Source organism: Nostoc sp. NZL (assembly GCF_015714705.1).
Classification (GTDB): Bacteria; Cyanobacteriota; Cyanobacteriia; order Cyanobacteriales; family Nostocaceae; genus Nostoc; species Nostoc foliaceum_A.
Genome location: NZ_WBKL01000214.1, coordinates 1 through 14,088 on the forward strand (window position 1 = coordinate 1; position 14,088 = coordinate 14,088).

8 protein-coding genes and 2 pseudogenes are annotated in these 14,088 nt (G+C 41.9%); 6 read left to right on the forward strand and 4 right to left on the reverse strand.

The window, feature by feature from the left end; all coding sequences use genetic code 11:
* A pseudogene (locus F8R90_RS32120) lies at window positions 1-151 on the reverse strand (ISKra4 family transposase); the annotation flags it as partial.
* Window positions 152-225: 74 nt separating this feature from the next.
* Between F8R90_RS32120 and F8R90_RS32125 the strand changes: the two are divergent.
* A pseudogene (locus tag F8R90_RS32125) lies at window positions 226-1,893 on the forward strand (adenylate/guanylate cyclase domain-containing protein); the annotation flags it as partial.
* A 95-nt stretch (window positions 1,894-1,988) separates the two neighbouring features.
* Here the strand turns inward: F8R90_RS32125 and F8R90_RS32130 are convergent.
* Window positions 1,989-3,164, reverse strand: coding sequence for a homospermidine biosynthesis protein (locus F8R90_RS32130; protein WP_196514105.1), 1,176 nt, complete (start codon window positions 3,162-3,164; stop codon window positions 1,989-1,991).
* A 258-nt stretch (window positions 3,165-3,422) separates the two neighbouring features.
* Between F8R90_RS32130 and F8R90_RS32135 the strand changes: the two genes are divergently transcribed.
* Both F8R90_RS32135 and F8R90_RS32140 read left to right on the forward strand, forming a co-directional pair.
* Entirely contained in the window at window positions 3,423-4,307 is an 885-nt protein-coding gene (locus F8R90_RS32135; protein ID WP_196514112.1) for a ParA family protein, read from the forward strand.
* Between the two features lie 219 nt (window positions 4,308-4,526).
* On the forward strand, window positions 4,527-7,913 hold the full coding sequence (locus F8R90_RS32140; RefSeq protein ID WP_196514106.1) for an EAL domain-containing protein: 3,387 nt from the start codon (window positions 4,527-4,529) through the stop codon (window positions 7,911-7,913).
* Between the two features lie 73 nt (window positions 7,914-7,986).
* Here the strand turns inward: F8R90_RS32140 and F8R90_RS32145 are convergent, their stop codons facing one another.
* Together F8R90_RS32145 and ileS are read right to left on the reverse strand one after the other, a co-directional pair.
* Window positions 7,987-9,138, reverse strand: coding sequence for a histidine decarboxylase (locus tag F8R90_RS32145; protein ID WP_196514107.1), 1,152 nt, complete (start codon window positions 9,136-9,138; stop codon window positions 7,987-7,989).
* A gap of 632 nt (window positions 9,139-9,770) precedes the next feature.
* Complete coding sequence (ileS, locus tag F8R90_RS32150; protein ID WP_196514108.1) at window positions 9,771-12,653, reverse strand: isoleucine--tRNA ligase; 2,883 nt, start codon at window positions 12,651-12,653, stop codon at window positions 9,771-9,773.
* A 22-nt stretch (window positions 12,654-12,675) separates the two neighbouring features.
* On the opposite strand from ileS, the gene F8R90_RS32155 reads away from it, so the two are divergent.
* The 3 genes from F8R90_RS32155 to F8R90_RS32165 all read left to right on the forward strand — a co-directional run bounded on the left by F8R90_RS32155 (window position 12,676) and on the right by F8R90_RS32165 (window position 13,908).
* Window positions 12,676-12,873 (forward strand): hypothetical protein, encoded by a 198-nt coding sequence (locus F8R90_RS32155; protein ID WP_196514109.1) that lies wholly within the window; start codon window positions 12,676-12,678, stop codon window positions 12,871-12,873.
* A gap of 169 nt (window positions 12,874-13,042) precedes the next feature.
* On the forward strand, window positions 13,043-13,369 hold the full coding sequence (locus tag F8R90_RS32160; RefSeq protein WP_230967238.1) for a hypothetical protein: 327 nt from the start codon (window positions 13,043-13,045) through the stop codon (window positions 13,367-13,369).
* A gap of 170 nt (window positions 13,370-13,539) precedes the next feature.
* Complete coding sequence (locus tag F8R90_RS32165) at window positions 13,540-13,908, forward strand: Crp/Fnr family transcriptional regulator (protein WP_196514110.1); 369 nt, start codon at window positions 13,540-13,542, stop codon at window positions 13,906-13,908.
* The last annotated feature ends 180 nt before the right edge of the window (window positions 13,909-14,088 follow it).

The following is a 14,088-nucleotide window of genomic DNA, read 5'->3' on the forward strand; positions in this document are numbered from 1 at the left end:
TTTCTGGGCCGACATATTCCAATATTTGGCTACGAACTGTTTTTTCTATACCTTCGAGGTCTATTAACTGACTCTTATCAGCTTCCGAGTACAGTAATGTTGCCAGTTCTTGTAAGCAGGCTTTGATCCGTTCTTGTTTCTCTTGGCTCATAGTCAGCGATCGCACAGGGTTATTTCCTTCTACATTTTCTCAGAAATGGTAAATCTTCCAAAACTGGATGCTCCCAAAAGCGGTTGATTGCTTTTTCTTGTTCAGTAATTCCGAAAAAAATAAAAGGATTAGAAGATATTGTCTATATTGGTCGGGATATTACTGCTCGGCAGCGTCGGGAACAGCGGACAAGTGCCCAATATGCTATCACTCGGATATTATCAGAATCCCAGAGCGTAAAGCAGGTAATTCCCCAAATTTTACAGTCGATTTGTCAAAACTTGGGATGGGATTTAGGCGAACTTTGGACACCATGTCAATATATTGGGACTTCGGTACAGGGACATAGCCTTAATGCGGTACTAAGGTGTGTGGAAATGTGGTCAAGTCGAGTAATTTCAGCGCGAGAGTTTAAAGCAATTACCTGGCAAACTACCTATACACCTAGTGTTGGCTTACCTGGTCGAATTTGGATCAGACGTTTACCCTTGTGGATTCAAGATATCACAGAAGATGGAGACACTCGGCGATCGCAACCAGCTGCTGAGGCTGGATTGCACGCAGCTTTTGGCTTCCCCATCTTAGACGATAGTGAAATCTTGGGAGTGATGGTTTTCTTTAGCCGGGACGTACAATCAAAAGATAAAGACCTATTGCAAATGATGAGTTCTATTGGTAGTCAAATTGCTCAGTTTATCAAACGCAAACAAGCAGAAGATGCTCTTGTAGAAAGTGAAGAACGATATCGAGATTTATTTGAAAATGCTAATGACCTAATTCAATCCGTCAATGCGTATGGTCGTTTTTTGTATGTCAATCGTGCATGGCGAGAAACTTTGGGATATAGCGAAGCCGAAATTACGAATATGAATGTTTTCGATATTATACATCCAGAGTTTAAACAAGATTGTTGGCAAAGGTTTTATCGTGTGCTTTCAGGAGAAAAGCCCGAACAAGTACAAGCCGCATTCGTTACTAAAGACGGTCAAAAAATTTTTCTAGAAGGTAATATTAACTGTAAATTTGTCGAAGGTCATCCAGTTGCGACTCGCGGCATTTTTCGCAATGTCACTCAACGACTAGCAGCAGAAGAAGCGCTGCACCATCAGCAGGAAGCAACCGAACGTTTATTGCTAAATATTTTGCCAGCCGCAATATCCAAGGAACTGAAAGAAGAACCAGCTAACATTGTCGAAGACTTTGTTGATGTCACAGTTTTATTTGCAGATATTGTTGGCTTTACCGAAATTGCAGCTTCTATGAGTGCAATTCAAGTGGTAAACTTACTCAACTCGATTTTCTCAACTTTTGATCGCCTCACCAAACAACATCGTTTAGAGAGAATCAAGACCATTGGCGATGCTTATATGGTAGTTGGTGGCTTGCCAACACGCCGCCCAGATCATGCTCAAGCGATCGCTCAAATGGCACTCTACATGCAAACTGCGATCGCTCTATTTAATACTGAGAATAACCAAAACTTCAGCATTCGTATAGGCATCCATAGCGGTTCCGTAGTGGCGAGAGAAATTGACCTCAAAAACTTTACTCATGATCACTGGGGAGACACGGTAAATATCGCTAGCTGCATGGAATCCCAAGGTATTGTTGGTAAAATCCAGGTTACAGAAGATACTTATAAACGCTTGTGTGATGAATTTTTATTTGAAAAGCGGGGCGAAATCGAAGTTCCAGGCAAAGGGAAAATTACCACCTATTTGTTGATTGGAGGGAAGGGATAAGGGGCATTGGGAAAAGACAAGGAAGACAAGGAAGAGGGGGGAGACAAGGAAGAAACTTGTCTCCTTGTCTCCTTGTCCCCCCTGCTCCCTGCTACCTACGGAGTATTCGGAATCAGCCGACCACAGGGATAAGTAGCTGTTTGCTTTTGGGCACTTTCAGCCACTGCTGCTGGAACCTGATCCGATGGTTGGGTTTTGGCTGCTAGATAGTCTTTTTGCAGTTTATCCAAAATGGCTTCTCGCCTGTCGTACACACGCTTCAGGGGACGAGGCTCGCACTTGTTCAAGACATACGCTGTTACCAGTGGTAAAGCGATCGTGCTATCGGTATAACAAACAATTGTGTTAGGTAACTCTTCCGGGTCAATTTTACCCCAGCTGACGGCTTCCGATGGGGTTGCTCCAGACAAACCGCCTGTATCTGGACGTGCATCGGTAAACTGCACAAAGTAATCGTGTCCTCGTTCTTCTAGTCCCAATACTTCGTGAAGTTGCGGTTGGGTTTGTAGCAAAAAGTTTTTGGGACTACCGCCACCGAGAATTACAGCCGCACTTTTACCACCAGATTCACGGGCATTATATGCGATCGCAGCTGTCTCATTTACGTCAATTGATGGATCTAATACCAACTGTGAACCTTCCAAAGCTAAAGCCGCCACGTTCATCCCAATTGAGCTATCTCCTGGAGAAGACGTATATATAGGCACGCCATATTCATAAGCTGTAGCAAGCAAGCAAGAATGCTGCACACCAAGTTGCTTTTCTACTTCTCGAACATACTTACCCAGTAAATGGTGAAACTCAGCAGTTCCCATCCGCTTCTGAAACGCTTCCCCTTGCAGAATCTTACGGATGAATGCATCAGTTTCCAACAGCACATCGTAACCAAAGATAATGTCATAAATGCGAATAGTGCCTTCCTGGCGCAGTTTCACATCATCCAAAAACGGATTACCAGCAAAGAGTTCAAAACCTAAACCGTAGTGCATATCGTGGTAAAGATTTGCACCAGTGCTAATCATCCAGTCAATAAAGCCGTTGCGAATTAAGGGTGCAAGCGCTGAAACCCCAAATCCTGCTGGTGTCATCGCACCGGAAAGGCTAACTCCCACCGTGACACCTTCCGTCAGCACATCACGACTCAGAAGTTGGCAGATTTCCCGCAACCGGGCTGAGTTGTAAGCGGTGAAGTATTGATCAATCAAATCCACCACATTGATATCATTTGATATAGGTGTGGGTGCGATTTTTTGACCCAGCTGTTTAGACATTTTGGCACTCCCGAACAGTAAACACGCCGAATCTAATGGTATCTAGCTTTCAACCAAAGTGACAGCAATTTTACTAGCCTATTTCATCAAAAAACAGTACGACGGCTGAGATTAAATCGTGTCACCTACGTCAATGCCTACAATTGAGGCAATCTCACCTTTTTAGTTTCCGAAAATATTAAATTTAATGGAAGATTTAATAGATCGAGAGAGGTGTACGCTACCTAGATGGAAATGCGTCAACAGAGGACTCAAGCAATGGGATATGTAATTGCTACTGCAAATATGAAAGGTGGCGTTGGTAAAACCACCCTCACCGTCAACTTAGCTACCTGTTTAGCTAAAAATCATGGTAAGCGGGTGCTTGTTCTTGATTTAGACAGTCAAATTAGCGCCACCCTCAGTTTGATGTCGCCTTTAGATTTTGCCAAGCGTCGTAAACAAAGTAAAACATTTAGGTATCTAATAGACGAAGTTATCAATCCAGACCCACAAGCAAAACTTACAATTCAGGATATCATTCAATCCCAGGTTTGTAATCTTCCAGGACTGGATTTGTTACCGGGGGATATTGACTTATATGATGAATTTGTTGTGTCAGAAATGCTGCATCAGCAAGCAACTGCTTTAGGTGAACAGGACTTTGAAACAATTTGGAATCGCTTTGAAAGAGTCTTGATTAATAATATCTTAAAACCAGTCCGTCAAGAATATGATTTTATCCTTCTCGATTGTGCGCCTGGATATAATCTATTGACTCGTAGTGCTTTAGCCGCCAGCGATTTCTACATACTTCCTGCTAAACCAGAACCGTTATCTGTAGTAGGTATTCAACTACTAGAAAGACGGATTGCTCAATTAAAAGACAGTCACGGACATGAAACCAAAATAGACATAAAAATGTTGGGAATTGTATTCAGCATGTCCAGTGCTAACCTTCTCACTGGTAGATACTATAAACAAGTCATGCACCGGGTTGTCGAGGATTTTGGTGTTGAAAAAATTTGTAAGGTACAAATACCAGTGGATGTGAATGTTGCTAAAGCTGTTGACAGTTTTATGCCAGCCGTTTTAAATGCTCCCCAATCAGCTGGTTCAAAAGCGTTTTTTCAGTTAACTCAGGAGTTGTTGCAAAAGCTATAGCTCTTGTCAATTGATTTCAATACAGACCTAACAAGAACAGCCTCTTCCCTACCTCTCCGCTTCCATCTCCTACGAGGAGAGGGAAGCGGAAAAACTTTTGTTGCTGGAAGGGGAGTAAGAGTAAGTTATCCTTTATATAAGTTCAGCAATTATACCGAAGCTATATGCAGCAAGATTCAGCTATTGAGTGAAAAGGTCAGTAAATTTCGGTAAGAAACAATGCTTACTAACAATTCTGTACAGGCAGATAAAAATCAAAGCTTGGTAATGCGCCTACCACGTACTTTGAGCTATCTCGAAACCTGGGGCTTTGGTTTAACGGGTCATGTAGGATGGATTGGTACAGCCCCCATCATTCATGCAGCATTAGGGCCTAAAGCTATCTTAGTTTGGTTGTTTGGCACGATCATCTCCTTTTTACTTAACTTGCAGGTACAAAGTCTAGGTAGACATTGGCCAGATGTCGCTGGAGGAACACCAAACTATACCACAAGGCTACTAAAGAACTTTCCTGGCTTAGGTCGTTACGTAGCTTTAGGATACTTTTTTAGCTGGGCAGCAGCACCGGCGCTTTATGCGATTATTCTTACAAACTTAATTAAAGTCAATTTTGAAACATTAGGTATTTCTTGTCCAGAAACTTTATTAAAAGTTTTATTTACAGCGATTCCTTTTATTGTGGCATTCAGTGGCAGCCGGGCTTTAGCGCTACTGCATTTATTTTTTGTATTCCCAGCGATTTTATTACTGCTTTTGTTTTGTATTCAAGGCGTAATATGGTTAGGCTTCTCAACAGCTAGTTTGGAATTTACCCCAACTAGTACACATAGCCTGAGCTTTGAAGAATGGGCAAAGTGGTTTTTTCTGGCTAGCTATTCAATTTATGCTTGTGAAACCACTTCTTCTTTTGTTGCTGATAGCCACCATCCGTATAAAACTTTAAGGTTCTTAACCGTAGCTGCTTGGCTAATTCCTCCAGTATTTTTAGGTGCTTCTTGGGTATTAATGTGTTCGGCTCCAAATCCAACAATAGGTGATGATGCGTTTTTAAATATGGTAGCGGCTTCTAAGCCTTTTTGGGGTGAAAATGCCTCTTTTTTAGTAACACTTTTAATTACTGTATCTTGCCTTCTAAGTTCTGCTACGGCAGTTTCCAACTCTCCTCGGATATTATACCAACTTGCCTTAGACAGACACCTTTCTCCCATATTTGCATTAGTTTCCCGTCAAGGTGTCCTTGGGCCTGCTATTTTAATTACCTTTCTCCTCAGTTTGCTTTGTCTAAATTTGGGAAATGTATCTCAACTTGTCACAGTAGCAGGTACCTGTTACCTAATGTCCATTATGGGGCTACATCTAGGATTATGGCTGTGTCGAGGTAAACCGCAGGTGTTATGGCCTTGGTGGTCACTTGGTTTTTTCTTTGTAGAAGCGGTAGTTCTAATAGTGGGAGGTTTAGCTTGGAATTGGAGAGATTTTTTAGTGGGATTATTAGTACCCATTGTTTTGATGGTAGGAGATCTAGTGCTACGTCGCTTAAGATTTGCGCCATTACACCTAGAATGGTGGACACAGCGTTACTACACTAGACCTAATAAAAACAACTCAGACTTTCTGGTACTACAGGTGGTCGTCCTAGTATCATTAATTTGTATTACTGCCACAAGCAGTTGGGTTATCCGCAATTTATTGGACAGAGTTTCTAATAATCCTCAAAACTCTTTACTAGCTATTTTATTAGTGACGCTTTCTTTTATCGGGGTTGCGATCGCTTGCTGGACAACTCTACCACAAATTGTTGCTATTGATGAGGCACGCAAACAAGCAAAAAACCTATTTATTACTACTCTCGATACCGTTCCAGATACTGTTTTAGTCTTAGATGAAAACGGTAGAATTTGTCAGACAAATGCTGCGGCTGAAGAATTATTTCAAACAACTGTTCAGCAGTTGCTTGGAAAAAAATTAAATCAACTCTTAATATGCTATCGCGGCAAACCGGAGGAATGGTCTATTAGGACTGAGCAAACCTTAAAAATAAACCAAGGTTTACGAATTGTTGAAGCGACTATTTCACAGCCATTTAATGCCCAGCAACGAGAGTATGTTGTTATTGTCCGTGACATCACTAAGCGTAAATTAGTAGAGGAAGAATTAGTCCAGTATCGTTATCAGCTTGAGCAGATGGTTCTAGAACGCACTATTGAACTTATTAGAGTGAATCAACAACTTGAACAAGACATTATTAAGCGTCAACAAGCACAAGAGCAATTACTGCATAATAGCCTACATGACGGGCTAACCGGATTACCTAACCAACGATTATTTATGGAGCGAGTACAGCGGGCAATAGAACATACTAAACACCAGTCAAAAAATTATTTATTTGCTGTACTATTCTTAGACCTAGACCGCTTTAAAGTTGTTAATGACAGCCTTGGACATCTATTGGGAAATCAACTTTTGATTGCAATTTCTCATCGGCTCAAGTCAGTTTTGCGAGTCGGAGACATAGTTGCCCGTTTTGGCGGAGACGAGTTCACAATTTTAATTGAAGAAATTGAAGATATTAGTACCGCCATACAGGTAGCCGAGCGAATTAAAAAAGTACTAGCTTTGCCATTTCAATTAAATGAGCATCGGGTGTTTACTAATGTTAGTATTGGCATCGCTTTAAGTAAAGCAGATTATGAGCAAGCAGCGCAGATTCTACGCGATGCTGATGTGGCAATGTATTGTGCCAAAGCACTTGGTAAAGCACGTTATGAGGTCTTTGACCCAAAGATGCATGAGGGTGCATCTTTGCTCTTGGAGTTAGAAACTGCTTTACGTCATGCGCTGATAAAGCAAGAAGAATTTCGCCTTGATTACCAGCCAATTGTTTCACTGACAACTGGAAAAATTACTGGATTTGAGGCACTAATACGTTGGTACCATCCAGAACGAGGACTTATTTCCCCTCAAGATTTTATTCCCCTGGCGGAAGAAACTGGAATGATTGTTAGTATCGGACAATGGGTGCTTTATGAAGCCTGTCACCAAATGCACACATGGCATCAAAAATTTCCTACCTCACTTCCCCTGACGATTAGCGTAAATTTTTCTGGGAAACAAATCACGCAACCTGATGTGTTTAAACAAGTTAAACATATTTTGCAGGAAACCGGACTGAAGCCATACAGTTTGAAATTGGAGATTACTGAAACCTTCTTGATGGATAATTTTGAATTAGCTACCACCGTCCTTTCCCAGTTAACAGAGCTAAATGTGGAGATGCACATGGATGATTTTGGAACTGGTTATTCATCCTTGAGTTATATACACCGCCTACCAATCAAAACCCTTAAGATTGACCGCTCTTTCGTCACCAATATAGGTAGTCGTGGAGAAAATTTAGAAATTGTTCGAGCGATCGTCACATTAGCTCATAATTTAAATATGTCTGTAACAGCAGAAGGGATAGAAACTGTAGAGCAATTAGCCCAACTGAAGGCTTTACAATGTGATTATGGACAAGGGTATTTTTTCTTACCACCTATGGAAAGTGCAGAAGTAGAAATACTACTTGCTGCTAACTTGTGCAACAAAAACTTTTTAAAGAGATAAAATCTTGGAATTAAATTCTGTTTAGGGAAACACCTTGTAAAATTGAGCGATTAATTTCACTTGATAGTCTACATTAGTGTAGTAGTGACTGTAACTGGAAATCTTCTGCGTTATCAAGTAATCCTTCTTCTTGTAAAAGTTCATTAATAAAAATATCGATTTTCTTCCGATTAATATTTTGCATGACTATAATGTGTGCCCAATCTTCAAAAATTGCTAACTGCCACTTTTTAATTAACCTTTGAGAAGGTTTTTGAAAGACTACGGTATTGGAAAATTTGTTTAACATACATGGATATTCTCTTATTTGAAGTTGTTGAAAAAGATACTGGGCATTATGAATGCAAGAATTTGCTTCTCTAGCTAATCCGTCATAACCTCTTGTTTGCACTGCATACCAGAGAATCAGAGGAGTATGACCGTTTCTAGATCCCAGAATAGTTGTATCCTTTGAACCAATATATTCAATTTCTGTTTCAACTTTTTCTACCCATTTTTTCTTAGTTAAAACTACACCACAAGGCAATGGTGAACCAATGAATTTAGCAGAAATAGCTATACTATCTATGGGTTTTTGAAAGTTAACTTGCGGAGCGCCATCTAAAAACGGTAATATTAATCCTGAAAGTGCAGCATCACAATGAATGTAATAATCTTTAATCTGATTACGCTCTAAAATTTCTAGAACTTTGTCTAAGTTATCAATTGCACCTTTGACAGTAGTGCCAATATTTAAATTTATGATGGCTGGATAACTACGATTTTCGCTAATTAGTTGTTCAAAATGGTCATAATTCATTTCTCCATTAATTTGCGAATTAACAACATTATGTTGGATGCGGAATAATTTGGCTGCTTTGGGAATTGAGTAATGAGAGTCTTGTGATGAGTAAAGAATCCCATTAGGGTAGATTTCCCTTGCTAAGAACATTCCATATAAATTACCTTCAGTTCCGCCAGCAGTCACATAACCCCAAAACTGATCTTCTGCAATCTTATAGAGGTTAGCAAAAAAAGATAAGACCTCTTGCTCAAACTTACGAGAATGCAGACCAAAATCTGGCTCAATATATGGATCTCCAGCATTATTTAACAGATGATTGAAAAATTTGGCGATCAAACTGTAATCACAACTTAAATTATATGGATAGCCTGCATGAAACTGCGATCGCTGTTCTATTTGCAGCAAAAAATCTGCCAATTCTTTAGCAACTTTATTTGACATATCTTTGTATCTCTTAAATTTTGATTCAGTTAATGGATGTTTTAATCTAACTTTTACGTATTAATCCATACCTTTATGTTTTCTTAATAATACTGTAATCTGGCTCTATACATGAATAGAATACAGTGATAATACTTAGCTAGCTTCAGTGATAATACCCATTTCTTTGTTCAAAAGCATATTACCCTTAGAAATTACGCACTGTAGGAAATAATCCAATACGGTTCGGTTAAGGGAAGAGACGCGATAAATCGCCGTCTTTACAATAATCAGTCCTTTGTAGAGACGGCGATTTATCGCGTCTTTGTGATCTATTGGGAAATAACCCATATACGACTTACGCAAGAACTCTCTAAAACTCTTATTTCTCTTTGCCCTCTGCGGTTTGATTTTCCGTTACCTGTACGTAAGTCCTGCCATAATCTGTATTACGCAAAATATCTATTTCAGGCGGTTACTGCAACCTGATTTAACGTGAATTCGACGGATTATGTAGTGTCTATCTAATTAGCTGAATGAAATGACCACTAAGAGGTTTTACTACGCAAAACTTTCCCTCTCCGAGTCGGAGAGGGAAAGGCTTGAACTTTATTTCAAGGTAGAGAGAGGTTCGTTGAACTCAGGTATATTTACTAGAATTCTCCGGCTAAGGCTGCAATGCATCGTTCACAAATTAGCGGATGTTCTGCTGATTCTCCCACATGAGTAGAGTAGTTCCAACAGCGATCGCACTTTTGCCCCTCAGCGTTCACTACCCCAATTACCCAGTCTTCCGTCTGCGCTGTATATTTTAATCCCTGCAACCCCTCGGCAGAATCTAATAATTCCACCTGGGAAGTCATCAATAAATAGCGCAGTTCGTCAATCCCGTTTCCTTTAGCAGGGTTAAAGGCTTTGATAGCATCGCCTAACTGTTTGTGGGGTATATGAATCAAAGCTTTCGCCTCCAGGGAAGAACCAATCATTTTTTCAATCCTGGCTTGTTCCAACACCTTATTAACATCGGTGCGGAGTTGTCGCAGCGTTTCCCAAAATTCCGCTAACTCTGGATTACGCCATTTTTCCTCAACCTGCACCCAACCGGCTTCAAACACCGATTTGTAAGGTGTTTTATAAGGGAGATATTGCCAGATATCTTCGGCGGTGTGAGATAATACTGGTGCGATCGCTCGTGCTAAATTTTCTAAAGCTATCTTCAGCACCGTTTGACAACTGCGACGGCGGAAAGCATCTTTTGCACTGATGTACAGCCTATCTTTGGCAACATCTAAATAAAAGTTGGATAAATCCACCACGCAGAAATTCTGCACTGTTTGGAAAAAGCGGAAGAATTGGAAAGTATCAAAGGCTTCGGTGACTTCTTCAAATACTTCGGTGATGCGGTGCAGCATATAACGGTCAAGTTCTGGCAATTCCTCGAAGGGGACTGCATCTTTTTCCGGGTCAAAATCATCCAAGCTACCCAGCAAAAACCTCGCCGTATTGCGGATTTTGCCTCTGACATCATTCATCTGCTTGATGATGTTTTTACCAATGCGGACATCGCCGGAGTAGTCAACCGATGATACCCACAATCTCAATATATCTGCACCGTAAGCCGGTTCTACTTTTTGATTTTTCCCGCCTTCAATGATTGTATTTGGGTCAACCACATTTCCTTCTGACTTACTCATCTTCCGCCCTTGTTCATCCAAAGCGAAGCCATGAGTTAGTACAGTTTTGTAAGGCGCAATGTCATTTACCGCTACACTGGTGAGCAAGCTTGACTGGAACCAACCGCGATGTTGGTCGGAACCTTCCAAATATATATCAGCAGGGTAGCGTAACTCTGGACGCTGTTGAGCAACAGCTGCCCAAGATGAGCCAGAATCAAACCATACGTCCATTGTGTCTGTACCTCTGCGGTAAGACTTGCCATTATTACGATAGGATTCGGGTAACAACTCCTCAACTGAAAGTTCCCACCAAGCATCAGAACCTTTTTCGGCGATAATTCCTTGGACGTAGTTGATAGTTTCCTCATTCAGAAGTGGTTCTCCCGTGGCTTCGTCGTAGAAAACGGGAATGGGTACACCCCAACTGCGCTGACGGGAGATACACCAATCGGAACGTTCCGCCACCATTGGCGTGATCCGATTTTCACCTTGGGCTGGAATCCATTTTACCGTTGCGATCGCCTTTAGTGCTTCTTCTCTAAATCCTTCCACGGAAGCAAACCATTGTTCAGTAGCGCGAAAAATCGTCGGTTTCTTCGTCCGCCAATCATAAGGATACTTGTGGGGATAAGGTTCTTCCTTCAACAAGGAACCAGCCGCACTCAGTGCATCAATCACCGCCTGATTCCCATCACCCAGCACATTTAACCCCGCAAATTGTCCCGCTTCTTCGGTAAAATTGCCATTGTCATCCACTGGTGCAAGGATGGGCAAACCGTAACGCTGACCAACAATGTAATCTTCTTGACCATGACCGGGTGCGGTATGTACTAACCCAGTACCCGAATCAGTTGTAATGTAATCACCACCCACTACAATCGGACTTTCGCGGTCAAATAGAGGATGACGGTAAGTAGTATGTTCTAAGTCACTCCCCTTGAACGTGGCTTTTACGGTTAACTCAACTCCCAAGGTTGAAGATAAACGTTCTACTAAATCAGCAGCAACGATTAGGTATTTGAAATTACACTGCGCTTGCGCCTCTGGGTGTGAAACTTCCACCACTGCATAGTTCAAATCTGCATTCACCGCTACAGCCAAATTCCCCGGAATCGTCCAAGGTGTAGTTGTCCAGATAGCCACACCCAAATCTGACTGATATTTTGCCAACAGTGGTTTTACAGCTTCTGCCAAACTTGTGATTGCAAAAGCTGCATAGATACTGCGGGAAACGTGACCTTCTGGATATTCCAACTCAGCTTCAGCCAAAGCGGTTTTAGAACTCGGACTCCAGTGAACCGGCTTCAAACCGCGATAGATGTAGCCTTTTAAGAACATCTGACCAAACACGCCAATTTGAGCCGCTTCATATTCCGGCTTGAGAGTGAGATAAGGATGTTCCCAATCACCCCAAATACCGTAGCGTTTAAAATTTTGGCGTTGGTTGTCTACCGTCGCTAGACCAAATTCTTTCGCTTTTTGCCGGAGTTGTAAAGGCGTTAAGTTTTGCCGTTCTGCTGACTTCATGTTCTGCAAAACTTTTAACTCAATTGGTAAACCGTGACAATCCCAACCAGGGACGTAGCGAACCTTACGCCCTTTTAGCAGTTGGTAGCGATTAATAATATCTTTGAGAATTTTATTTAAGGCATGACCAATATGGAGTGAGCCATTAGCGTAGGGAGGCCCATCGTGCAGTATAAATAATTCGCCGGGGTTATTTTTGGAGAGGCGATCGTAAATTTTATTTTCTTCCCAAAATTTTTGGATTTCAGGCTCACGCTTGATGGCGTTTGCCCGCATATCAAAATTAGTCTTGGGTAGGTTAACAGTATCTTTGTAACTTCCTGGTTCGGTCACAGTCTCATGCCTAGAATTAGGTGTGCAGGTTTTATCAATTATAGAAGATGACCTGTTGAAGAAGGCAGGAGGCAGAAGGCAGGAGGCAGAAGGAACTTTTTCGTCGGGGATTCAGACCCCGCCCAATTGTAAGCGCCGTGTAGATGGCAGGGTTTTAGACCCAAGTTCGGTACGGTCACAGGTAACAGAAATGGAAGCAGCATTCCCTTCTGCCAAATGAGTCTCCAGCATAAGTGCCTTTCTTGATAACCAAAATTCCCTATTTGAACGTCAGTTCGATAAACCTCTCTCTACCTGGAATTTTTGTTCAAGTTTCTCCCTCTTTGACTCGGCGACGGTGTACACACAAGTCTTTTAAGGTTACTGCGTAACGTAGGGCAGGTTAATTTTTGCAGGTCGATGCAACAAAGGTGCAGGTCGATGCAACGAAGGTGCAGGTCGATGCATCAAAGGTGCAGGTCGATGCAACAAAGGTGCAGGTCGATGCAACAAAGGTGCAGGTCGATGCAACAAAGGTGCAGGTCAATGCAACAAAGGTGCAGGTCGATGCAACAAAGGTGCAGGTCGATGCAACAAAGGTGCAGGTCGATGCAACAAAGGTGCAGGTCAATGCAACAAAGGTGCAGGTCGATGCAACAAAGGTGCAGGTCGATGCAACAAAGGTGCAGGTCGATGCAACAAAGGTGCAGGTCAAGAGACTTGTGTGTACACCGTAGGACTTGGAGAGAGACGGTTAACCAGGGAGAGGTTTTTAAGAGATTAGAGGACTCATCAGGAATTTTGCGGAGATTGAGAGTTAAGCAACAGAAAGTAGTATACTTTTCTGGGTTCGCCTAAAGCTATCAAAAAGTTTCGTCTAAAAACCAATGAATTTGGGGTTGCTCTAATGCTAAGTCCTGTATTAACAGTCAGTATCTTTCAAAAACAGCCCGACCCTAAAGGATTTTCAGCAGGTCAAGTCATCTTTGAAGAAGGACAGCCTGGTAATGAAATGTACGGCATTCTGGAAGGAGAAGTCGATATAGTAGTCAATGGCAAGGTTGTAGAAACCATTGAAACGGGCGAAGTTTTTGGGGCCGGGGTGCTTGTAGGAGTAGCAAAAAGAACTTACACAGCTATTACTAAGGTGGATACTAAACTGGGTTTCCTTGATGAGAAAAAGTTTCTCTTTGCCGTTCAGGAAACACCCATGTTTGCCCTAAAGGTGATGAAAAGTTACTCAGAGCGTCTGAGTCGCTTGCAGCACATGCTCTAAAGCACCTCAAGCAGAAGTTGCAAAATGAGTGAAAAAAGCAGGGGAGCAGGGAGCAGGGAGCAGGGGAGAAAAACCAGCAAAAAAGCGGGTGTTGCTCTCAACCTGCGTGAGAAAAGAAGCAAGGGGGCTTTTGCCCACAATTCGGCTTGGTTTGTACCTTTTCCCCTGCCCCCTGCCCCC